Origin of the sequence: Virgibacillus sp. W0181 (genome assembly GCF_051846915.1) — a bacterium.
Lineage (GTDB): Bacteria > Bacillota > Bacilli > Bacillales > Amphibacillaceae > JBPYCR01.
On the sequence record NZ_JBPYCR010000012.1, the window covers coordinates 1 to 24,405 of the forward strand.

General features: G+C 38.6%; 22 protein-coding genes. 2 read left to right on the plus strand and 20 right to left on the minus strand.

The window, feature by feature from the left end; genetic code table 11:
• Window positions 1-373: 373 nt before the first annotated feature.
• From ACLIBG_RS07100 to ACLIBG_RS07155, 12 genes are all read right to left on the minus strand, one after another.
• On the minus strand, window positions 374-1,000 hold the full coding sequence (locus tag ACLIBG_RS07100; RefSeq protein WP_439312062.1) for a metal-dependent hydrolase: 627 nt from the start codon (window positions 998-1,000) through the stop codon (window positions 374-376).
• A 107-nt stretch (window positions 1,001-1,107) separates the two neighbouring features.
• The gene (locus tag ACLIBG_RS07105; protein WP_439312063.1) at window positions 1,108-2,205 is read right to left on the minus strand and encodes a 5,10-methylene-tetrahydrofolate dehydrogenase; all 1,098 of its coding nucleotides are present in this window, start codon (window positions 2,203-2,205) and stop codon (window positions 1,108-1,110) included.
• 67 nt (window positions 2,206-2,272) lie between these two features.
• The gene (locus ACLIBG_RS07110; RefSeq protein WP_439312064.1) at window positions 2,273-3,409 is read right to left on the minus strand and encodes a hypothetical protein; all 1,137 of its coding nucleotides are present in this window, start codon (window positions 3,407-3,409) and stop codon (window positions 2,273-2,275) included.
• 615 nt (window positions 3,410-4,024) lie between these two features.
• Window positions 4,025-4,948, minus strand: a complete 924-nt coding sequence (locus tag ACLIBG_RS07115; protein ID WP_439312065.1) for an LCP family glycopolymer transferase — start codon at window positions 4,946-4,948, stop codon at window positions 4,025-4,027.
• 248 nt (window positions 4,949-5,196) lie between these two features.
• Window positions 5,197-6,774: a cation:proton antiporter domain-containing protein gene (locus ACLIBG_RS07120; RefSeq protein ID WP_439312066.1), complete on the minus strand. Its 1,578-nt coding sequence runs from the start codon at window positions 6,772-6,774 to the stop codon at window positions 5,197-5,199.
• Window positions 6,775-7,309: 535 nt separating this feature from the next.
• On the minus strand, window positions 7,310-7,771 hold the full coding sequence (locus ACLIBG_RS07125; protein ID WP_439312067.1) for a VanZ family protein: 462 nt from the start codon (window positions 7,769-7,771) through the stop codon (window positions 7,310-7,312).
• A 183-nt stretch (window positions 7,772-7,954) separates the two neighbouring features.
• Window positions 7,955-8,521: a GTP cyclohydrolase I FolE gene (gene folE, locus ACLIBG_RS07130; RefSeq protein ID WP_439312068.1), complete on the minus strand. Its 567-nt coding sequence runs from the start codon at window positions 8,519-8,521 to the stop codon at window positions 7,955-7,957.
• Window positions 8,522-8,949: 428 nt separating this feature from the next.
• Window positions 8,950-10,095, minus strand: a complete 1,146-nt coding sequence (locus ACLIBG_RS07135; RefSeq protein ID WP_439312069.1) for a conserved virulence factor C family protein — start codon at window positions 10,093-10,095, stop codon at window positions 8,950-8,952.
• A gap of 344 nt (window positions 10,096-10,439) precedes the next feature.
• Window positions 10,440-11,306: an N-acetylmuramoyl-L-alanine amidase gene (locus ACLIBG_RS07140; protein ID WP_439312070.1), complete on the minus strand. Its 867-nt coding sequence runs from the start codon at window positions 11,304-11,306 to the stop codon at window positions 10,440-10,442.
• Between the two features lie 273 nt (window positions 11,307-11,579).
• Window positions 11,580-12,869 (minus strand): (Fe-S)-binding protein, encoded by a 1,290-nt coding sequence (locus ACLIBG_RS07145; RefSeq protein WP_439312071.1) that lies wholly within the window; start codon window positions 12,867-12,869, stop codon window positions 11,580-11,582.
• Window positions 12,862-14,256, minus strand: a complete 1,395-nt coding sequence (locus ACLIBG_RS07150; protein ID WP_439312127.1) for an FAD-binding oxidoreductase — start codon at window positions 14,254-14,256, stop codon at window positions 12,862-12,864. The genes ACLIBG_RS07145 and ACLIBG_RS07150 overlap by 8 nt, the downstream gene beginning before the upstream one ends.
• 768 nt (window positions 14,257-15,024) lie before the next feature.
• The gene (locus ACLIBG_RS07155) at window positions 15,025-15,174 is read right to left on the minus strand and encodes a hypothetical protein (RefSeq protein ID WP_439312072.1); all 150 of its coding nucleotides are present in this window, start codon (window positions 15,172-15,174) and stop codon (window positions 15,025-15,027) included.
• 235 nt (window positions 15,175-15,409) lie between these two features.
• Between ACLIBG_RS07155 and hemQ the strand changes: the two genes are divergently transcribed.
• Window positions 15,410-16,153 carry a hydrogen peroxide-dependent heme synthase gene (gene hemQ, locus ACLIBG_RS07160; RefSeq protein ID WP_439312073.1) on the plus strand — a complete coding sequence of 248 codons (744 nt, stop codon included), beginning with the start codon at window positions 15,410-15,412 and terminating at the stop codon, window positions 16,151-16,153.
• A gap of 238 nt (window positions 16,154-16,391) precedes the next feature.
• Here the strand turns inward: hemQ and pruA are convergent, their stop codons facing one another.
• Window positions 16,392-17,945, minus strand: a complete 1,554-nt coding sequence (gene pruA / locus ACLIBG_RS07165; RefSeq protein ID WP_439312074.1) for an L-glutamate gamma-semialdehyde dehydrogenase — start codon at window positions 17,943-17,945, stop codon at window positions 16,392-16,394.
• Between the two features lie 247 nt (window positions 17,946-18,192).
• Here pruA and ACLIBG_RS07170 point away from each other — a divergent pair, with 247 nt between their 5' ends.
• Entirely contained in the window at window positions 18,193-18,735 is a 543-nt protein-coding gene (locus ACLIBG_RS07170; RefSeq protein ID WP_439312075.1) for a helix-turn-helix domain-containing protein, read from the plus strand.
• A gap of 191 nt (window positions 18,736-18,926) precedes the next feature.
• Here the strand turns inward: ACLIBG_RS07170 and alr are convergent, their stop codons facing one another.
• The 7 genes from alr to dapB form a co-directional block, all read right to left on the minus strand.
• The gene (gene alr / locus ACLIBG_RS07175; protein WP_439312076.1) at window positions 18,927-20,048 is read right to left on the minus strand and encodes an alanine racemase; all 1,122 of its coding nucleotides are present in this window, start codon (window positions 20,046-20,048) and stop codon (window positions 18,927-18,929) included.
• A gap of 52 nt (window positions 20,049-20,100) precedes the next feature.
• Entirely contained in the window at window positions 20,101-21,510 is a 1,410-nt protein-coding gene (ortB, locus tag ACLIBG_RS07180; RefSeq protein WP_439312077.1) for a 2-amino-4-oxopentanoate thiolase subunit OrtB, read from the minus strand.
• Window positions 21,511-21,513: 3 nt separating this feature from the next.
• Window positions 21,514-21,819 (minus strand): 2-amino-4-oxopentanoate thiolase subunit OrtA, encoded by a 306-nt coding sequence (gene ortA / locus ACLIBG_RS07185; protein WP_439312078.1) that lies wholly within the window; start codon window positions 21,817-21,819, stop codon window positions 21,514-21,516.
• 28 nt (window positions 21,820-21,847) lie between these two features.
• Window positions 21,848-21,985 (minus strand): hypothetical protein, encoded by a 138-nt coding sequence (locus tag ACLIBG_RS07190; RefSeq protein WP_439312128.1) that lies wholly within the window; start codon window positions 21,983-21,985, stop codon window positions 21,848-21,850.
• Between the two features lie 183 nt (window positions 21,986-22,168).
• Complete coding sequence (locus tag ACLIBG_RS07195; protein ID WP_439312079.1) at window positions 22,169-22,699, minus strand: chromate transporter; 531 nt, start codon at window positions 22,697-22,699, stop codon at window positions 22,169-22,171.
• A complete protein-coding gene (locus ACLIBG_RS07200; protein WP_439312080.1) occupies window positions 22,696-23,295 on the minus strand; it encodes a chromate transporter in 600 nt (199 codons plus the stop codon). Before ACLIBG_RS07200 ends, ACLIBG_RS07195 begins: the two co-directional genes overlap by 4 nt.
• Before the next feature lie 258 nt (window positions 23,296-23,553).
• The gene (gene dapB, locus ACLIBG_RS07205; RefSeq protein ID WP_439312081.1) at window positions 23,554-24,357 is read right to left on the minus strand and encodes a 4-hydroxy-tetrahydrodipicolinate reductase; all 804 of its coding nucleotides are present in this window, start codon (window positions 24,355-24,357) and stop codon (window positions 23,554-23,556) included.
• Window positions 24,358-24,405 lie beyond the last annotated feature (48 nt).

A 24,405-nucleotide genomic window follows, 5' to 3' on the forward strand; every position in this document is an offset into this window, starting at 1 on the left:
GTGTATTCTTGTCCATATCTGTTATCCTTTGTAATGGGATTTGGACAGGAACCACCTGTCTCTCCATTATAAAGGATTTTTTATTGAATAAAAAGCAAATTACTGATCATTGGGAATATTAACAATTATTTGTTTTAATTAATGCAACGCTAGTGCTACAAATTAGAAACCGAATTTTAACGACAGCACAGATAATACATTATAGGTTAATTTCATGCCTCCCTAGAATAAGCTTATCCGGCTCCTACCGTAACATATACTAAGGTACGAGATAAGCTTTTTCCATTCTGCTTACTGTAAATTCACTGCATTTTCCTCACGGATGATAGATTATTGTGCAATCTAATCCTTCTGCCTACTAAAAAAAGCAATATCAAAATTCCCATCGACTAAGTGGCAGCAGCAATTTGACTCCTTTTTTATTTCCCGGAATAAGTCGCATATCTGCAACTAAATGGCTGGCGTAAGCAAGAATGGCAGCCCAGTATAAACCGCTCACGCCTAAATCTTCTTCAGCTCTCACAGCGATTAAACTAAAAAAGACTAATCCGAGCAAAGAGTGCGTATATGTCCGATGGCTCAGTAACGATGCCGCAGCAATATAGCATCCCGCCAAAATTACCCAAGTCTTATTCACGTATATGCCTGCACCAATGACGACCACACCACTGATCAAAAGCATGAATTTCCGGGAAAATTTCGGAGCAATCAAAAAAAGAACCATTCCCGTTGCAATCCCGACTATTTTCTCCGTAGTGGCTAGCTTTAGAAAGGAATACACTGCTAAAAAACTGCCGATCAATCGCATCATATTTTGCATAATTTGATGTGGAAAAGAGATTCTATTAGCAAGCCTGCTTGCCGTATCTAAATCTGGTGCTAACGATGATACGATTCCTGCAGCCATAAGAAATAAAGTTTCTCCAACATCCGCACCAACAGATTGACTTACCCCAAAACCAACACCTGCACCGATTAAACCATGTAATTTTCCGTCCATAATTATCCCCTTAAATGAAATACGACTAACCTATACGATTATAATCTTTTCGTTATGATTTTCAAGGGGGACGAAACCAATTCGCCATCCATAATATACAAGTATCTTTACTTTTTTATTTCATAGTACCTTCTATATTGACGATAACCATACGTAATTTCACGTACTAGTTCCTCATTTTGGAGCCCTGCACCGATAGAACTTGCAAAAGTTGAAATGGAAGCAGCGAGCCAGGCAACCCTTAAATATTCAGCTAAACCTACTGCATGATCCAGATCTAGAACACGCGCAAAAAACTCTGGTGGTATTAAAATGACTGCTGTAACGAAGAAAATAATATACAAAACGGAATAGAATACAGTAATAGAAATAAGGAGTGTCAGTACGGTCGCTATATTATAGAAATGGTGCGAGCTCTTTTTTTCTTGTCTGGAAGGTCGCTCCCATAAATGATGCGCGACAATAATCCACAAGACCATTCCTATAATTGCAGCGATAAACAATCCCGCTAACCGGTAGATCGAAAAAGCATGGCTTAATTTCCACATAGTAGTGAAAATCATACCAAATGCCCCCGTCGTGAAAGCAATCGCAATTAAATTCGTCAAGCTGGACATAATTTTAAACGGGTTATTTGCCCATGTCATCCCGAGCAACAATCGAGCATGTCCGTTAACCTTTGGGATAATGACAAACTTCTTATGTCCATTTTCCATGTGCAAATAGCGGATAGGAGCTAATGGAAATTGCTTCGTAATGGAGTCTGAAACATAAGTCTTGTTACCCGCTGCATTATTTTTTGTTATGCTATCATTGTAAAGTATGCTGATCACTTGAATGATCGAACGCTTTACTCTTTTTTTCATTGGAACCCAGCCGAATGCCGGTAAGGATAAAACAGCTGTTTTTTTATCGGAATTCAAATCACAAACAACGATATCTTTATTATGATACAATGGCAGGTCTGTCAAAGTAATGACAAAATCCCATTTTTTGTTTTGTTGATAATCCATTATATTGGAGAAAATTTCATCCGTATCCTCCGCTGCCCCTGTAAGTGGATCAACCTCTTTTTCCACTCTCCAATTCAACCTTTTATCAATGACTTCCTCCAATGATTCCGGTAAATCATCCACCATTTTTCCGGTGATGTCAGCGGCTAATCCCGGTGCTGCGATAATGCCAATTGTGATTTTATCCTCCAAATTAATCACTCCTGCAGTCCTGATTCCTAACCAGGTACGAAACAACTTTTTTCGTTGTCCATAACAATTATGACATGGATGTTTCGCTTTCGTTCGATTTATTATTTTTTTCCTCTTCCAATTCGTATAATCGATTCATTTGCCTATATGAATACGTAATATGCCTGATTCTGCTTTCTTGCTCGCCTGTTGCCCCAATTGCACCTGCTAACGTACCAAGGGAAGTAACTAGCCACGCCAACCGAAAATAGTCCACAAGACTAGGCTCACCCTTAAAACTTGTCCATGCATCAAACAGATGTGGAGGCACGAAAATAGATAATGCCAAAAGAAATAAAATAAATAATATAATATAATTTATTGCTACAATGATAAGTAAAGTAAAAACAGTCGTTAAGTTATACAATTTGCGGAGCTGGACGCCACCTTTGCTTGTCGGCTTCTCCCAAAGATTATGCGCAAATATAACCCAAATTACCATACTAAAGATCGACGCAAACATTAAAATAATAAAGCGTGCTGTCGTATACTCCACACTTAATTCCCAAGGTGTGGAAAAAATTGAAATATATGCTCCTGTCGCAAATGCGAGCGTGACAATCTTCCTAAACGAGACAAGCGCAGTCCACGGACGATTGGCAAATGTCATACCGGAAAGCACTCGTAACCAACCAATAACACGGGAGTTTAATACAAACCGTACACTTGATGATTTTTCATCAGCAGGTTGGATTCGACGTATTTTAGAAAATAAAAATCGCCAATTTAAATCAGAAGAATTGGATTGATCTTCACCCACCTCTCCCTCTGCATAGGAATACATTTCATCCAATAGAAACAATATCGCCTTCTTAATCCGATTATTTAAAGGAAAAGCACCAAAAGCCGGCAAAGTAATAAATGCCACCCTAGCATCTAACCGTACGTCTGCTGTTACTACCCGTTTTTTAAAAAAACTTGGTAAATCTGTTAGACAAATTACGAAATCCCAATTGTTTTCTTTCTTTATTTTTGCTGCTTCATCAATAATTTCACCGATATTCTCTGCAGCTCCAGTTAAAGGGTCAACGGTCGTTTCCACTTTCCAAGAAACGTCGAAATCAACGAATTTTTCAAAAGCGTCAGGCAATGGTCCAATCATCTTAGCAGCAATATCTGCAGGCAAATCAGGAGAAGGTATTAAACCGACGGTAATTGTTCGCATATTCTTCCCTTCCCTTATCATCTATTGTTCTTTTCTTCAATACAAAATATAATTACTAAAGATATTCCCCGAAACATGTCAGTAAAACATTTATTCTATATAAATCTGTATCGTTATGACAAAGCGCTACCCCATCAGTCCTTAGCACTGTTCAAGATAGTATTTAACAAACAACTGAATTTAAACCCTATATGAATTTATATACAATTAAAGAAAAGCGCAAGCGCCCTGCCTAGAAACGTAGCGACTGGACTGAAGCAACTAAGATAAAGGAATCACGATGAGCACCGCGAATCGATGATGACTTATCGCAAGGCGCTGCAGGAAGTCGCCTAGTTTCTGGGCGCTTAAGCTAGACAGCTACGCGAAAAATTTTATACATTCTTATCTTTTAAGAAAAGCGCAAGCGCCCTGGTAAGCCACGACAAGCTTAAGCAAGAAATCGTAGTGGCGGACTATGCCACGAAGAGTTATTGCTTAAGACCTCGAGGGGCTGGGCGTTTAAGCTAGACAGTTATGAACAAAATTTTATACTTCCTTATCTTTCGAAAAAAACCTGCACAGCTTCACTAAAGACTGTACAGGTTCATATTTTTGTATAAATATATATGCGGTCTACATTTCCATTTCTTTTATCATGCCATGCACCTTTTGCACTTCTTCATCGGACACAATCATGTAATATGTTCCGCCAATATTCTTTCCGGTTCCTTCCATCATATATTCAGCAACATTTTTTCGCGTATCTTTATAGCCGCCAAATATTTTCTTCATATCATCAAAATCCATATTTGTAGCCATGTTTGTTCCAAAGATATTAATCATGCTGTCTATTTTCGTAACTGATCCAATCGACGCACCTTCGTTTATAATCCCCTTAATCACTTGCCGCTGTCGCTTCGTCCGACCGAAATCACCGGCAGGGTCTTGTTTTCGCATTCGAACGAAGGCCATCGTTTGATCCGCATCCATTGCAATCGGACCTTTATTAAAATTATATTTGCTGTCGCTCCATTCGATTTCATTATTTACCGTTATTGTCCCAAGCTCATCAACTAGGTCTTTTAACCCAGCCATATTCATACGCACATAATAATCAATGTCAATATCGAGAAAATTTTCCACCGTAGCAATTGTCATATCCGTTCCGCCAAATGCATATGCATGGTTTATTTTATCTTCTATTCCTTTACCGACAATTGTTGTTCGTGTATCCCGGGGAATACTGACGAGCTGCATTCGATCACTTTTAGGCTCTAGCGTCAAAATCATTAATGCATCAGACCGACCCCTTTCACCGGATTCTGCATCAATTCCAAGCAATAAAATATTTAAAGGCTCCGTCCCTTTGATTTTCTTCTTTGTAATAGATGTGTCGATCGATTCAACCGGTTCATGCATTTTTTCATTCACTGTATTTTTGGCATTATTATAAACCGAGAATGCATAAATCCCTACTCCCAATACGAATAGTCCAATAATGATAAGCGGTATTTTCAACCACCGCTTTTTTGATTTTTTCCGTTCTATTCTGCTCAATGTAAGCCACCTCGTATTCATTCTATCAAATCTATCGAAACATTTTTATCTCTAGCGATTATTTTTGACAAATTCTTCTACCTTTCTATATTAGTCCATCTTCCCCATAAGCACAAGTACTATTTTGGAGAATAGAAACGAATCAACCAACTAGTAAGACTCTTGCAAAATCATTCTCTATCAATCTAAACAACAGCACGCTTCCATTTAATTAAGTGAGGAAATTCTCGCTGTCATTTAATAAACCTTTATTCTTCATCTTCTAATTCAACTAGTTCGTTCGTAATCAAATCATGCTCACGTTCCGCCACATCGTTTGAAATAATATCATCTTTTACCAATTGATTAATCGCATCATATTGCGCATATAAAGAATACTTCTTTAAAATGGATTGCTGTTTCGTTTTTAATTCGGGGTATTCATTAAATAGCTGCTCTACCTCTACTCGTAACGTTTCCAGGCTTGTTTCATATTTTTTGATCACCTCTTTTGTCACTGCTCCCGTAATAAACAATTTCTTTTTCATTTTTTGTATTTCATTAATGGCGGTTTCATATTCGTGCCCTTTTGCAATCAAACGCTCATATTCTTCATTCCCCGTCTCCTTTTTTGTAACGCCAAGCCATTTGATAAGCGGCTTGATCGAAAGACCTTGTACAATTAGTGAAAATAGCACAATGCTAAAGGCCATCACCAATATTTCTTCCCGACCGGAGAAATCCCTTGGCAAACTTAACACAAGCGCAATCGATAAGGACCCTTTTAAACCACCCCAATTTAAAGTATGCTTCCATGCAGCCGGAATCTTTGGAACGAATAATAAACTGATGTAGACAGCAGCACTTCTAGCAATAAGTACAATAAGAAGCGCAAGAAAGATCATCCCCCATTTATCTGCAACATTAATTCGGGTAATTTCCAAACCGACCATTAAAAATACGAGTGAATTTGCAAGCAATGCGGCAACGTCCCAAAAGTTACTAATATTTAATTTCGTTGCTGGGCTCATTCCAATCTTTGTCCCGTAATTTCCTAGTACAAGTGCACCGACGACTACCGCTATAACACCTGATGCACCTATCGCTTCTGCTAGTAAAAAAGCGCCATAAAATAAAATAATACTAAAAATAATTTCCAGAGGATAATCATCAAAGTATCTCGTTAAACGTGAAATACCGAATCCGAGCACACCACCTACCATCAGCCCAAGCGCAATTACCTTAATGAATTCCAACAGACCATAGCCTGCACCTTCCAATCCAAGGTCCGCGTAAGCAAGTAATGAAAACGCAGAAATATTGAAAAGCACAACGGCCAACCCATCATTAAATAAGCTTTCTCCCTCAATAACAGTGGATAATCTTTTCTCAACACCTACACTCTTAAAGATAGACAGCACGCTAACCGGGTCTGTTGCACTCATCACAGCTGCAAAAACGAATGCTGCCGGAATTGAAAAACTTAAAAGCCACATGGAAGAAAAACCAACAACAATAAATGATAGAAACGTCCCGCCAAAAGCCAACAGAATAATTGGCTTCTTATTTTCGACCAAATGATTTATTGGAAGTTTTAAAGCAGCTTCCCCCAGTAAAGCCGGTAAAAACAACGTAATAATAACAAAATTAAAAACTTCTCCTTCCGTAATAAATTGTTTCAACGGTTTCAATACAGGGATATTTACCAATCCAATAAATGCACCAACAATAACAAGGGCAATAGGATAAGGTTGTTTAAACTTCTTAGCAACTGCCGTAATCCCGGCTGCTATCATAACTAAAATAAGACCAAGCTGAAAAATATGATGCAAATCCAAATGTTCCATAAAAAGGCCACCTCCTTTATCCTGAAATGAGAAAACTCGGCATTTATTGTTTACTTTTGCACAAGTTAATATAATTCAAACCTTAGTTTTGGCAACAAGACTGACTCGTAGTTTGTCCGGTTCTTCTACTTTTTATGAAGCTGTAAGCGTAGCCCAGACGAATTGAGGACATAGCTTTCTAATCTTCCGCAAAAATTTTAACGTAAAACATGATTCCACGCACGATCGATCTACATGGAAATTAATTTACAAATAAAAAAAGAAAGGGCTCTATGACAAATGTATGCTTAAAGAAAAATACATTTGGAAAGAGGCCCTCTCGTGGGATCAAAACTATCAACTTTAAATGAACGACTAGGGAACCAAACAATAAAGTGACCTGTCATTCAGTGGGGGGTTCCTTTTCTTCAACCTTCACGCTTCATTTCTTCATACGTGAGGGGTATTATACCCCTTAAATTCATAATAAAAACTGTACATGTAGAACAGGGATAACATTGAAGCATGATGTTTATAATCCTTTAACAAACAAAAATCATTTTTTTCTACTTCTTTTCACTATTCCTCTGAGATAACCTATAAGCAGATATGTTCCAACCCCAGTAACCGATCCAGCGCTATCAATGAATACATCACGAACTTCACCGGATCTTCCCGGTACAAATAGTTGATGTATTTCATCGGAAATGGCATATAGAACACAAAGACAAATAGCAAATACAACGCTACGCAATTCATCAATACCGCTATTTCTCCAAGCATATATGATCAGCCAACCGAGAACAAAATACGCAAAAAAATGAGCATTTTTCCGAATAACATGGTGTAAATGCTCGATGTCTATGTTGGAATGGGGAAACACCTTTTCAATTGCATGTTTTATAACTTCCGTAATTCCGCTACTTAACTCACTGGATGAAGTTCCCTGTTGATGCGATAAGTAAAAAATCAACCACATCCAAATGAAAACAGCAGCCCACAAACCATATTTATACATACTATACAATTCCTTTATGAATGGATAATCACTTGTGTAATTTATGAATATAAGGCAACACTCGGCTCCGAAATAACAGTCGTATACAGTAGTAATCCGCTCAATTAAGTCACTCACAGCAGTCTCTTTTAATTTAGTGCTCCGTAACAAATAGATAGGAAACAGCATGAATAACTGTTTCCATTAGTCTCCTTTAATCAAACTAAATACTTCCGCCCGAGCGGCTGCATCTTTTTGAAAAATGCCTCTAACAGCTGACGTAATCGTCTTTGATCCGGGCTTTTTAATGCCACGCATTGTCATGCACATATGCTCTGCTTCTATTACAACAATCACTCCATGTGGCTTCAAAGTATCTTTCATAGCATCTGCAATGGTCGCTGTTACGCGCTCCTGCAGTTGTGGTCTTCGGGTAACAGCCTCGACTGCGCGAGCTAATTTACTTAATCCAGTTACTCTACCACCTTTAGGAATATACCCGACATGTGCCACACCATAAAAAGGAACGAGGTGATGCTCACACATGGAATAAAACGGAATATCTTTAACAAGTACAAGTTCCTCATGATCTTCTCCAAATATCGTTGCAAAGTATTCTTTCGGATCCTGATGCAGCCCCGAGAACACTTCCTCATACATTCTAGCAATCCTTGCAGGTGTATCGACTAACCCTTCACGTTCCGGGTCTTCCCCGATTGCCTCCAGCATCATGCGTACTGCTTCTTGAATTTTTGCGTGATCTACTTGCATTTTGTCCTCCATTTATATCATTTCCATTTCTACTAGTAATTGGTAAGAAAAGCGCAAGCGCCCTGGTAAGCCCCGACAAGCTTAAGCAAGAAATCGTAGTGGCGAATTTTGCCACGAAGAGTTATTGCTTAAGACCTCGAGGGGCTGGGCGTTTAAGCTAGACAGCTATGCGCAAAAATTTATACTTTCTGACCTTTTAAGAAAACTTGGGAATCCGGAAAGCAATGTTTTAGGTGGTCTTTATCTTTCGAATTTGTATAGCTTTGTTAAATTAAACGTGCTAAAAAAGTGATCAAACCTATCTTATTATATAAACTGCATCTGCACAAACGAGACACGTTCCTCCATGCCCATTATTTGCTCTTATTAAAATACACCCGCTATCCAGACTTGGAAGGTTTTTATTGAACATTGACAAATGAATGTCTTTAATCTTTTTTCGTCGCTTCGTTCATCTGCTGCCAGATAGACCCTTGCGCTTTCTTACCACCTTCAATGCGAGCTAAAGCCATCTGCACTTGCATACGCACTTCAAACTCGGGATCGTCCAATGCCTGTTTCAACGCTGGGATTGCAGTCTTGTCTCCAAGTTCATATAAAAACATCGCAGCACGCCAACGTACAAGCCGATTGGTGTCCTTTAAGGAGTCCGTCATTTCCGGCATCGCTTCCTTCAATCCTAAATCTGACAGACAGTCTCCAGCTGTTCGACGTACGTTAACTGCCTTATCTTTCAATGCTTTATACAAGAAAGGCAATACTTCCGGATCTTCAATCATGCCAAGTAAAGCAGTCGCGAGACGTCGTACAGAGGATTTCTCATCATCCAATGCTTTGTTTAAGACATCAAGATCCTCCGTTGTAGGTTCGACAATTAGGTCTAGTGCTGCATATCGTTCTTTCCAGTTCGGACTTTCCAGTATGTCCATCGTTACTTTTTCTTTTGGTTTAGCAGTCGTTTCTTCCACTTTATCTTCATTGGAAAAAGCACGCTTTACAAGGTTTGATAATCTGTTCTCATCATAAGTAGCTACTAATTCTTCGACAACCGTATCCCCGATTTCTTTCATGTCGCCATAACGCGTACTTTGTTCGACCCATTTTCTTTCCATTAACATGTTAGATGACGCCTTTGATGCTTCCATTACTGCGTTTGTAAATATTTCCGGAAGGCCAAATCGCAGCTCTGTATCTCCATCTTCCAATTTCACCTGCATAGGAATATTGCGGAACATTTGCAGAAACACTTTAACCTCTCCATACGGAGCAGTCTCCGGGTTGCCTGCCGCAATAAAGTTTTCGGTCAATTCCCCGGTAGCTCCGAGTAACTCACGTACTTCAGGCAATATCTCTTCCCATTTTATGCGCGGATTTCGTTGGATCGTTATAAAATCAAGCACGTGATAAAGCCCTTTGACACCATCAATTTGCAGTAATTTATTTATGTAAGGGGGTGCTGTTTTCCCCTCATCCTTTGACTGATAATTATACGTTTCCCCGTCAGGCAGTGATTCATCTAAGTTGACCTTCATAGAATGTGGACTTGGAGTTGGTTCGATGGAAACAATTTTCAATTTAAACACCCTTTTCTGCTTAAAGTATATTTTATCATCAATTTTATTATCTATTATAAAAAAGAGATTTTTCTTCAACCACGAAAAAGTTTAACCCACCCCATGATCGATAGGATGAGTATGATTAGCCAAAACCCACCTTGTCGCCACACCCGCGGAATAGAAAGCCACCAGGAGGCAATTTTTAGCAGTGCATTATTTCCGTTGTTATTTTGCACAACAAACACCTCTTTTTACGAACAAGGATGAAAATTGGTTCTTACCATATTATGCGCTAAAAGAGCATGACTGTAAACAGAATGAGTAGCAAACCACATTCTGCCATTGAAGGTAATTTCTATTTTTCATCGCAGGCGAAGCTTCATTCCAATTTGTAAATGTTTCGGATCAACACCATCATTTAATTTGACCAATTCTTTTACTGTTATATTGTTCGACTGGGCGATCTGCCAAAGCGTATCTCCTATATGAACGGTATGAGTGGCTGGCTGATCAGAGGCTTTCACAATAACTTCCTGCCCTATTTGAAGGCGCTCTGGTTCAATCCCTTCATTTAATTGAAGCAGCTCTCGTAACGTTACATGGTATGTTTTTGCTATCTTCCAAAGTGTATCTCCCTGTTGGGCGATATGGATCCGGTTTTTGTTATTAATTGTTTTTCTTTTCACCTTTAACCCGAACGCCTCACCGATACCTTCCGCATGCCCCCTAGCTATCTTATTGAGAAATGCCGCCGTTTTTAAATGTTCAGCATCTTCACGATGATCAATGAACCCACTTTCCGTAAGTAAAGCAGGCATTGCCGATTCACGAAGCATATGAAAATTTGCTTCTTTCCTCCCACGATCCGTAAATTCAGTCCGGTTCACGATTGCACGGTGAATCTTCTGTTGCAGACGCACCGTCTCTTGCTTTTTCCTGTATAGGCCGTTATAAACATACGACTCAAATCCTTGACCTCCTCCTGCATTGATATGAATGGAAACTAGATAATCCGCTTTCCAACGATTCGCCATTCTCGTTCGTTCCCGCAATGGCAACGTTCGATCTTCTGTACGAGATAGTTTTACCATTAGCCCTTTAAATTCTTTTTGTAATATGTCCCGAAGTTTTAATGAAACGTGTAAACAAATATCCTTTTCCTTTAACCCATTCGCCACTGCCCCAGGATCCGTTCCCCCATGACCCGGATCAATAAAGATTTTTACCATTATAAAATCCCCCTTCAAAACGATTGATGAAGCAAGACGCCAACTATTTGGCTGTCTGCTCATTATTACAATCGAATAATGAAGGAGGTAGGTGGCATTTTTTTATGGAAAATTAGGTTAAGCTCGTGTTTCACACTTGTTCTTAATTAGTTTTCTATTGCTATGGAGTGATTTATTTCTGTGACGCGCGATGTTCACCTGCTTACGCGCGTTACTCTGTCGCTGATGCGCTGTGCTCCATATTCATAAAGGATAAGGCAATGTGCTAAACTCCTAAACTTCTATTCCACAGCTTTCAGCTAGTAATTCTACTAAATGAACGACTTCAACCTGATCTTTTAACCCTTCACGTTCAACGCCTAGCTTCATTTGTAAATGACAACCAGGGTTCGTCGTTACGATCATTTCTGGTTTTACTTTTTCAACATGTGTCATTTTTTCATCCAAAATATCCATTGATTCATTGTAATTGACGATATTATAAATACCGGCTGAACCGCAGCACATATGTTGATCCGGTAGTTCTTTAAACGTAATTCCTGGTACCGAATGAAGAAGTGCCAACGGTTCATTCGTTCGTTTCTGCACATTGCTCATATGACAGGATGGCTGGTACGTTACTAATCGATCAATCTCTTTTTCAAGTGGTAACGACAACGTATTTAATATCACACTAATATCCACATTCTTTTCAGCAAATGCTTTTGCTCGTGCATGTAATTCCGGTTCATCATTTGCAAATAAATGGTCATATTCAACGAGCATCGCACCACAACCGCCAATGCTGTTTACGATATAATCAAAATCGTATTTTTCAAATGCTTCAATGTTTTCCAAAGCAAGCTTTTTTGTAATCTCCGTTTCTCCACTATGACTTTGCAACGCACCACAACATGTTTGCTCTTTAATCACCGTAACTTCACATCCAGCTGCTTGAAGGAGCTTTATGCTTTTTGTATTAATCGACGAAAACATTGTATCCATAATACATCCCGTGAAAAATCCAATCTTATAGGCAGGTTTTAACTGAGCAGGATAATGTTCTGCACGTTTTCTGCGTTGCATAACACCTTCGACTTTCGGCAAAATTTTCTCAAACGAACGTAGATTTTCCGGTAATACGTTCGTCAATTTCGTCGTTTGCACAACACGCTGCATGCCTGTCTTTTGATAAGCCGCCATACCTGCTCCAGCAAGCCCAAGTATTTTTTTATTTGACAGTACACCATCGAAAACAAACTCCTGAAATAACTTCGCGCGCTTGGATTGTTTCTCTTTTTTGTCAGCAACGATCGCCGCTTTCGCCGACTCTAAAATTTTACCGTACTGCACATTCGTTGGACAAACAACCTCACATGCTCGGCAACCTAAACATAGATTAATAGGTGCCTCCAACTCGGAATAAGTAATTTTCCCCTCAGCAGCCATTTTCACTAAATTAATACGCCCTCTTGGGGAATGTGTTTCTTTTTCCATCGTGACATAAGTCGGACAAGCTGGGAGGCAATAGCCACACTGTACACAATCAAACGTTTCTTCATATGCAAGTTCATGCTTAATCATCTGTTAACACCAACTTCTGTCCAGGCTTCGGGAAGATTTTCCCCGGATTTAAAATATTGTTCGGGTCCCAGCTTTCTTTAATTCGTTTCATCATATCGAGACCGATGGCACCTAGCTCCATTTCCATGAATGGTGCTTTTAATGTTCCAATGCCATGTTCGCCGGATAACGTTCCTCCGAGTTCCACAGCTGCTTCAAATATTTCCTCCACAGCTAATTCAACGCGTCTCATTTCCTCATGATCCCTTTTATCCGCAATAATATTCGGGTGCAGATTGCCATCTCCGGCATGACCAAATACAACCAAATCAATCTTGTATTTATTTTTAATTTCTTTTAATCTCGCAAACATATCTGGTATCTTGCTTCTTGGTACCGTAGCGTCTTCTGATATTTTCGTAGGCTTCTTTCGTACAATTGCTGGAGAAACGAGTTTACGAGCTCGCCATAATTCATTCTCCTCTTCCTTCGTATGTGCAATTCGCACTTCCCGGGCACCTGCTGCAGCAAATACATCTTGTACATTGTTAATTTCGTCTTCAATTGCCGCTGGATGTCCATCCAGCTCCACTAACAGCATCGCCTCCACATCTGTCGGGAGCCCCAACGGTTCGTATTCCTCTACAGCATTGATGGAATCATGATCCATGATTTCCAGTTTAGACGGCAATATTCCCGCCTGAAGTGTTTTGGAAATGGCTGCACCTGCATTTACCAAATCATCAAACAACGCCATCAATGTTTTCGTCGCTCGAGGTTTTGGGCTCAACCGCAACGTCGCTTCCGTAATAATTCCAAGCGTGCCTTCTGAACCGACAATTAATTTCGTTAAATCATATCCGGTAACATTTTTAATCGTTCGACCACCAGTACGAATGACTTCTCCCTCGGGAGTTACAACTTCCAAACCGATCACATAATCTTTAGTGACCCCATATTTCAGGCCCCTCGGCCCACCTGAATTTTCTGCCAAATTTCCGCCAATCGTCGACACATGCGAACTACTCGGATCAGGGGGGTAAATCATTCCGAACTCCAATGCAGCCGTGTTAATGTCTGACGTCAATACGCCTGGGGAAACAACCGCCACCATATCTTCCGGATCGACGAGAAGGTGATCATCCCAGTTGGACAAGTCGAGCACAATTCCGCCTTGGACCGGGAGTGGTCCACCGCTTAAACTCGTTCCTTGTCCTCTTGGATACACAGGAATTTCATATGTATTGGCCAGATTCATAATCGCTGCCACTTCCTCCGTTGATTCCGGCTGAACAACAACTTCCGGTAAAAACATGCCAAACGATGCATCAAACGCATAACTGTATAGGTCAGCATGGTCGGTTAATATGCGCTTGCTCTCAGGAATAATTTCCGCAAGTAATGGCATCCATGCTGCTTTATTAGTATCTATTTTTTCCTTTACACTACCTTCTTTTTCTCTTTCTTTTGCTTCCATGATGTACCTCCACTATTTTGAATATCATTACCACGAGTATTCCTAAGCTTTACACATAGCGTTCATTAGGTGCTCCGCTTCTGCCTGGTAAGCCGAATCCTCATATTTATTTTTAATTTTCTTAAATATTGACTTGCCTTAAAAAATAACAATTTTTCGTTTATCATTCCGGCCAAGATTTTTGGAAAGGAATATTTTAACGCTTTCAAATGAAGATTAGCTAAATCACCATCATTTCCGTTAGAAACCTTTCAATCTTTACGTAAACACGCTCTAATTTACGTACTTGTTCCGTCTTTGAAGCATTCTCGTATACGGTGCAATTTTCCATTATTTCATCTTATGATATAATTTTACCAGTACTAAAATCAGGATGTGTTCATTCGTGCTATTTGCTTAGAGATATTTTTCTTTATATATTGATAACTATATAATATGAATGAAAGTGCTATTATAAAACTAGTAATCGTTTGTTTTATGTAAGGTTTATAGATTTAGATTAGTATTACATATTTAATTATAACTTGTATTACAACCATACAACATTTTCGGTGAATAAATCAACTCTTTTTGCAATTGACTGACAAAATCTAGGAAATAATTTATGAAGTTTTATTAGTCAGCAAATTTTGGCTCTATTTCCACAAATAAAATTGCTGTCCCAAAAGGAGATTAACCTTTATAGGACAGCATTTTTATTTATCGTTTTCGCTTGTTTTTCTTATTATCCAAATTCAAAAATTCACTTTCATTACTGAACTCCACGTCGTTTTTCGGTTCGGTATTATACTTGATAACATTTCGTTGCTTGTTCTTATCTTTGTTTTTATTTTTGTTCTCCTCTGACATAACATTACCCTCCTATAGGCATAATTATTCTTAGCATGCCTCGGAATGTAAGTATTATGCTTTTAATTATCAATAGCCCCTTAATTAAAGTGTGCATTTTTCCTATCCACTGTCAGTACTTCATGATTCCTTCACATTCTTTTTATAACCTATGACAAAAGTCACTTATTAACAGTGTACTTAGGAATATGATGAACATATCAATTAATTTATCAAATGTTGGAGGGATTTATTTATGGTAGAAACTGTGGAAACATACGATGGCTGGTATTCCCTACATGACTTCAGAACGATAGACTGGGAAAAGTGGCAGCAAACAGAAAAAACAAAACAAACGAACGCTTTAAACGAACTTCACGAATTATTAGCGAAGTGGCAACTCATAGAAGATAACAAACAAGGGAGTCATGCACTTTTTTCCATCATTGGTCAAAAGGCGGATCTTATGTTCATGTTTCTTCGACCAACAATGAAAGAACTGAACCAACTTGAAAATGAATTTAATAAAACAATGATGGCTCATTATTTCAAACCTATTTATTCTTTTGTGTCTATTATCGAAAAAAGTTCTTATACAAAGCCAACTCAAAACCCGTATGAAGATCCTGCCATGCGAAGCAAACTTTTCCCAGTCATTCCAAAAACGGAATATGTTTGTTTTTATCCGATGAGTAAACTGCGGGGCGAAACAAATAATTGGTATCAGCTGCCGAAATCCGAACGCGGAAAAATGATGTTTGATCATATTAAGACAGCAAAACCTTTTACAGAAAAAGTAAAACGGATTATCACTGGAGCAATGGGGCTGGACGATTATGAATGGGGCGTATCCCTATTTTGCGATGATCCTCTTCCATTCAAAAAACTTATTTATGATACACGGTTTGATGAAGTAAGTGCAAAATATGGTAACTTCGGATCATTTTATATCGGCACCCATGTATCTAAAGAAGAAATTAACGCTTATTTTCTGGACTAATACTTGTTTGAAACCAAAATGAAGAAGAACGATCTGTGCATTAGCAGCTTTGTCCGTTTTTTATTTTAGGATGTGTTGCATCCTATCGACGCCGTCTATTTATATACTGAATATTAGTCTAATGTAATTAAAGTAATAAAGGCAGACACCCTCTGATGATGGATGTCTGCCTTTTATTCATACAAAACTGCATAAAAAACAATGCTAGTTTTCTTAAAAAGTTTTATACCGTCCTATATTAAAACATTTCTGAAGTCGTTTTTCCTTGCATGTGGTGGATCAAGTAGTCCGGACCACCCGCTTTGGAGTCGGTTCCTGACATGTTGAAGCCGCCAAATGGTTGGTAACCAACGATTGCTGCGGTACACCCGCGGTTGAAGTACAAGTTACCTACATGGAAATCTTCTCTTGCTTGCTCAAGATGCTCTCGGTTGTTTGTGATAACTGAACCGGTCAAGCCATAGTCCGTGTTGTTCGCAATTTCAATTGCTTCGTCAAAATCTTTAGCTTTTGCAAGAGCAACAACCGGGCCAAAGATTTCTTCCTGCATAATACGCGCTTCTGGATCAAGATCCGCAAATACCGTCGGCTGAATGAACCAGCCTTTCGAATCATCACCGGTTCCACCTGCAATTAGTTTGCCTTCTTCTTTACCGATGTCAATGTAACTCGTAATTTTATCGTACGCAGCCTGATCAATGACAGGACCTGTATACGTTTCATTCGTTGCTGGGTCACCGGCAGCCATTTCATTCGCAAGTTCGGCAACGCGGTCTTTTACTTGATCATATACGTCTTCATGGATAACTGCGCGGGAACAAGCGGAACACTTCTGGCCGGAGAAACCAAATGCCGATTGGACGATTGATTGTGCCGCAAGTTCAAGATCAGCCTCATTATCTACAACGATCGTATCTTTTCCGCCCATTTCAATAATCGTACGCTTAAGCCATTTTTGCCCTTTATCTTCGTGTACGACAGCCGCACGTTCAAAAATCCGTGTACCGACTTCTCGAGAACCTGTGAAACTGATAAAACGTGTGCGTGGGTGGTCGACTAAATAGTCACCGACTTCGCTTCCAGGTCCTGGTATATAGTTGACTACACCTGCAGGCATGCCAGCTTCCTCAAGCACTTCCATAAACTTATATGCGATAACTGGTGTTGTACTTGCTGGTTTCAATAACACCGTATTTCCCGTTACCATAGCAGCAACCGTTGTTCCTGCCATAATCGCAAACAAGAAGTTCCACGGGGAAATAACGAGCCCGACACCGAGTGGAATATAATGGAATTGGTTATGCTCGATCGGACGGCTATTTACCGGTGCCCCGTCTTTTAATTCCAGCATTTGACGTCCATAATATTCAAGAAAGTCAATCCCCTCAGCCGTATCCGCATCGGAATCTTTCCACGGTTTTCCGCCTTCTTTAACTAAATGTGCCGTGAACTCATGTTTCCGGCGTCGAATAATTGCTGCAGCACGGAATAAAATATCGGCACGGACTGCCGGATCCGTTTTTCTCCACCATTCAAACGTTTCATCCGCTACTTTCATCGCTTTTTCTGCTAAATCTTTATTAGATTTAGACACATAACCAATTACTTCCTCACGATTGGCCGGATTAACGGAAACAATTTTTTCGTCCGTTGTCACGCGCTCGCCGCCAATAATTAGCGGGTATTCTTTACCTAAATCAGCCTCAACTTTTTTCAATGCTTCCTGCATCGCCTGTTTGTTTTCTTCAATCGTAAAATCCGTAAATGGCTCGTGCGTGTATGGAACTACCATGAATAAAAACCTCCAATTATTTCAATGTATTTTTTCAAACTAAGCTAAAATACTAGCTCTTCATTTAAAGTAAATCTTAAATATAATTTAAGTATTACTTTAATCCAATATAAATTTTACATTAATCTAAACAGGCTGTCAAATAGGCGCTTCCTTATTATTTTTCGTATTAATACGCCTAAAATGATGTGATTATGATATAATCCAAATAAGAAAGTAAATGAAAACATCGTTTAGTGGAGGAATTATGTCAAAGCTACTAGGTGAACAAGTCAAGAAATTGAGGAAGAAAAAACAATTGACACTGAAGCAAGTTGCTGAAAAAACAGGTTTTTCCATTAGTTTTATTTCCCAGCTGGAACACTCTAAAACTTCAGCCACACTGGAATCTCTCAAAAAAATATCCGAAGCACTGGGAGTCACACCGAGTTATTTTTTCTCCGAAACGGAAGAGAAGCCAAAATCAAAAGTTATTCGTAACGTTTTAAGTACAACCAGTGGTGAGTCCAATAATTTTATTTATAAAGACCTTTCTGGAAATATAGAAAACCCGATCCTGATGCCGAATTTAATTATTCTTAATCCCGGAGGCAATCGGGGAAGTAATCTCACTCATTCAGGACAGGAATTTTTATATGTGCTGGAAGGAACGCTAACCGTATTAATAAAAAATGAGGCATACGATTTGAACCCGTATGATTGCATTTTAGTCGACTCTTCAACACCCCATTACTGGCTGAATAGAACGGATGAACCGATCAAATTTCTCTGTGTATCTGCGAATGGGTAAGTGAGTGTGCCTAGTAGGAATTTTATTATAAACAGTTATAATACCAATGCCCTTATTACTTTTATTGTGTTCTAAACATCAGTTTTCACCTGTTTCCAATAACAGATTCCTTTATTATGAATATGCTAGGTGACCCCTTTGCCTAATTCACAATAAAGGAACTACTGAAAGCATTAAATTCACTTATAAGTTTATTGATCGACAATTACACGCAGTAAACGATCTGACCAACTACCTAAAACTTCATCTGAACTACTATCAATCCAATTCGCTAATTCATTCGCGGACAAGTGTTGGTCCCCTTGATATCCCAAAACAACTACTTCATCCCCAACCGATACATCTTCTATGTCCGTTACATTCAATAACGCCTGATCAAGGGAAATGGCTCCTACAATTTTCGCTTTTTTACCATTTACAAGCGCGTATCCTTCTTTAGCATAACCTCTTTTATACCCGTTGCTATGGCCAAGTGGAATAAGAGCTATTTTTTCATCTCTACTCGTAATATAGTTGCCCCCGTAACCGATCGGAGTACCTTTAGAAATGTTTTTTATTTGAACAATTTGAGACGCTATTGTTAAAACGGGTTTTAGTTTTTTAAAGTTTTCATCATCTATTGGGGGATAACCAAACAACCCTATTCCAACTCGCACCATATCAAGATGATACTTCTTTCGAAAGACTACAGCCGTTCCTCCAATATGTTTAATTTGAAATGTAAATCCTAAAGCGGATAATTCATTAACAACATGATTAAATGTATTAAACTGTTCATCCGTTGTGTACCAGTCTGCGATATCTGCATTTGAAAAATGAGAATAAATTCCTTCCCATTTTATATTTGGAGCATAATACCACTCTTCACAAAATGCTATAATGTCTTCAGGCAATATACCATATCTGTGTAGACCCGTATCCAGCTTCAAATGAACAGATACTGTTTTATTGGTTTGAACCGCTAACTTGGAGACTTCCGATAATAAGGCTTCGGCTGATATAGTTGTGGTTAAATTATAATTTACTATTTCCTTTGCTTGATTTGGTAAAGCAGACCCAAGCACAAGAATCGGAACATCAATGCCTTTTTCTCTTAAAAAAACACCCTCCTCAACAGTTGTAACAGCGAGCCTATTTATACCTTCGTCTATTAAAATATTGCTTATGGATAGAATATCGTGCCCAGTAGCATTCGCTTTTACTACCCCTAATAGTATTTTGGGTTCTATTTCCTTCTTAATAATATTTATATTTTGTTTAAGTAATGGCAAACTAATTCGCATTTGAGTTGTTTTGAAATAAAGTTCTGACAAAGATTGAACCTCCTTACCTATACTTTGTTCATTTTAAACGTAAATGTACCGCTTAGTGCTCCAATGAATTGCTTGACAACAGGTTTTCAACAAACGCTCGATTCTTATTTATTTCCGCTGCGATAAATTCGATCTCGGCCTGATTTAATTTCGAATAATTAACAGTTTTGAGTAGCCTTCTTAAATAGGATTTTCTTAATTTATCCAAATCAACTTCTTTTGTTTTCAACTGAGACGGATGATCAGGTATGATGATATTTTTTCCTGGCATATTATTCTCTGGATGTCCTCGGCGTATTTCAATCCCATTTTGACGGGCAAATGTTAACTGAGCAGTTGGGTGTTTTCCGGCACCTGTATATTCTGTTTCTTGAACAACAATGATTTGATCCTCATCCATTTCTTGCGCCAAAGAAACAGCTGCAGCTAAAGAAGTATTTCCCGCAGGTCCTCGCTCAAGGCCCTCTAATTGTGCCAGCATTTCAGTTGTATAAAACACTTCTCCTTGTGAGACAAGCACATAACGATCAAGATACCTTAAAGGTCTAGCCGCATTTCGAGGTACATCTACGCGATCGGGGTCAACTGAAAACGGCATACCAAATCCCGTATGGCCAGTCGTAAATGACTTTTTATTAAAGTCTTTATCGCTCGCCATATGAAGCCCCGTTAAGTCGACACTAGCTCCAATAACTTGTGTTTTTGCAGCTCCCGCTTTTAATAACCCTCGAGCTGTACCTGTTACATTTCCACCACCTGCATGTGTAACGACAACAGCATCCGGATATTGATTAAAAGTTTCTTTTGAGTCTTCTGCAATTTCAAAACCTAATGTTTCAACACCTGCGACAGATAAAGGAGAATACAAGGAGGCATTATAAAATCCTGTATCCCTTAACGTTTTTAATAGTTCATAAAACAACTCTGGCCCAACTGTTAACTGGTTTACTTCGGCACCATAAGCAAGACATGCTCTTGCTTTTTCAAGAATTTCCGGTTGCCCAACCTTCCTGCTATCAAACGCTTCTTGTAAAATAATCGCTTTTAGCCCATACATCGCCGCTTGTGAAGCAACTGCTGCACCGTAATTCCCGCTCGTTGCACAAATAACACCTTCATAACTTTTTTTCATTGCGTCATAAACGGAAACGGATGATCTCCTGTCTTTAAAACTACCGGAAGGATTACACGCTTCATCTTTCACAAAAATTTTTGCCCCATATCCCTTTTTGGATAGTTTTTTTATTAATTGATTAATATTTTTCAATTCAATGAATGGGGTTTCTCCGACTTTAGCGTTTTTTTGAATCTCTTTTATTTGTTTTATAGAGTAAGGATGGCTTTTCATCATGCCTTCATAATCAAACCCAATATGTTCATATTCGAAATCATCATAATCCATCCCTATTGACTGTTTAATAATAGACTTCTGATCACCTTTAATAGATTCTAACAAATTCACTATTTACACTCCTTTTGTCATAAATTTTCTCAGTTCGGAGCCAATTATTAGTAATTCTGGCATTGGATGGCCAAAGTCATGTTCAAACTTGGGAGACAGATTAATCAACTTCCCTTGAATTTTTCGATTGGTTTGTGTTCTCACTTGAACTTGATCTCCTAAAGCTCCATTTTCATTAATAAGATAACCTTGTACATATGATAATAACGGTACATTTGAAGTTTCTTTCGGAAGAGTATCCGCTCTTTCAGAAGGTTTCAAGAGTAATACTTCGACTTCAACCCAATCATTTTTCGATGCTTTTGTCATCGTGTTGTTACCTCCTATTAAAATTTCCTTACAATTTTAATTGATTCGTTTCCGTTGAAATTAACGGTCTCTTTTCTTCAATAACCTCATCCACATTCCATTCAAGTAGTACTGGAATCATATGTAAAGACTGTGGAAATCCTATGTGACCCGCTATTTCCCCAATTCTTTCTTTTTCTTGCTATTAATTAACTTTTTAAAAATCGGATATAACTTTTCCAAAAATCGCCTTCGCCACTACCTTAAATTTTATTAGTGCATATTCACCACAGAATTGTTAGAGAGAATAAGTGCCTAATAAAATCCGCATGATTAGAAACTTCCCTAATCATGCGGATTTTACTAAGCTTTATCCCAAAAATATGCCGCCATACAATAGCGCGCCGAGTACAACAAATGTTGGGCTAACATTTCTTTTTTCCAATAATATATATCCTCCCACAATTAAAATAATCGTATGAATCCAACCAACTTGAACATAAGAGTCGAAGAAAAAGTTATACGTCATAACTCCTAGTAGTACGGCAATGGTGGGGCGGACAATTTGTGTCAGTTTTTTCATTTTTGGTGAATCTTTATACTTTAACAAAAACCCAATTAATGTAATCATCATGATTAGCGATGGCGCTACCGTACCAAATAGACCAATAATAGCACCAAGAATGCCACCTTGTTCATACCCTATATACGCAGCTAGTTTGGTGGAAATGGGGCCCGGCAAACCATTCCCCAACGCAACCATTTCACTATACTCGGAAGTTGTAAACCAACCGTAACGGTGAACCACCTCATGTTCGAGTAAGGGTATTGTTGCCGGGCCACCACCATATCCCAATAAGTTGGCAATAAAATTCGCCATAAATATTTTCCAATAAATCATGAGTTTCTCACCTGACGATCTTCTGTATTTTCTCGCTGTTCCTTTTTATTACCTTTAGTAGACAAGGCAAGTAAAATTAAGCCAATAATTAGAAAAGCAGGATGGATACCTAGTAATTCCATTGCTACAATACTAATAACCGTTAATACGATGGTCGATAACCAACCTAACAATTTTTTTGATTTTTTGATAAAGTCCCAAGCCAAGATTCCGATCATAACTCCGGCAATTGGTAAGACACCTCTTGACATTCCTTGTACCATAGAATTATCCTTATAAGCATTCAATACCGTTAGCAGAAGTGTCATCAGTAAAGCCGTTGGAAGCACAGTAGCAGAAATACAATTTACTAGCCCCCAAAATCCAGCAAGTCGCCACCCAATATAGCCTGATAGTTTTGTGTTAATTGGGCCTGGTAACGTATTCGCAAGGGCTAATACGTCGGAAAACTCATCATCACCCATCCATTTAAATGTTTTTACTACTTCTTTATGCATTAATGGAATCGCCGAAAGCCCTCCTCCATATCCAAGCATCCCTGCACGGAAAAAGGCTATAAATAAATCCTTGTGCATTACATCACTACCTTTGTTCATCAGACTCATCACTCGATAGTAAACTATTCCTTTGATTTGTTAAAATATAAAATAATTCCTAAATAGAGCCCTGGGATACCATTACCTGAAATTCTAGTAGTAAAGTATGCACAGATTATAAACATTAAGGGGGTCACTGTGTATAAGAATCGATACAAATGGAACTTCAACTACCATATGTTAAACCGTTTAAAGGACAATAAGTACCCCAGGCTGTTTTCATTCTTCATTTATTTTAAACAATGTACATACAGTAAATTAATCAAACTCCAAAATATTTTCCAGGCCATAGATAAATGAATCTACTTCCATTACATTTCGGATTGCCATATATATCCCTTCCATAAAAGAATCACGATGGAAAGAATCATGTTTAATTGTCAACAATTGACTTGTGCCGCCAAAGATAACTTCTTGTTGAGCCATCAAACCTGGAAGTCTTACACTGTGAACTTTCAATCCATCAATATCTCCACCACGAGCTCCTTCAATTGTTTCATACTCGTCGGGATGTCCTTGAGCTGTCTTTTTTCGGCTTTCTTTAATTAAATCAACTGTTTTCATTAAAGAACCTGAGGGAGCATCTATTTTTTGATCGTGATGCTTCTCTATTATTTCTACATTCGGGAAATATTTGGCTGCTATTTTTGAAAACTGCATCATCAATACTGCCCCTAAAGCAAAATTTGGAGCAATGATACAACCTGTTTTATTTTCCTTCGCTACTTCATTCAACCGCTGCAGTTGCTCATTTGTAAAGCCTGATGTTCCAACAACAGGACGTACATGATGCTGTAATGCTACTAAAGTGTTCTCAAATCCAGAAGCTGGAACAGTTAAATCCAATAAAACGTCTGGCTGTACTTCCTCTAAACACTGTACAGGATTCTCATATACGGGAATATCCAAATCAAAAGAATCGTGTATATCCTTTAATTTCATACCATCATTTTTCCGATCAATACAAGCAACCAATTTAAGGTCTTCCTTTTCCTCAATCATTTTGATTGCTTCAGTTCCCATCCTTCCACGGGGACCAGCTAAAACTACATTAATTGACATAATCTATTTACTCCTCTCAGTTGAATTTCACTTTATCTGTATAGTCTG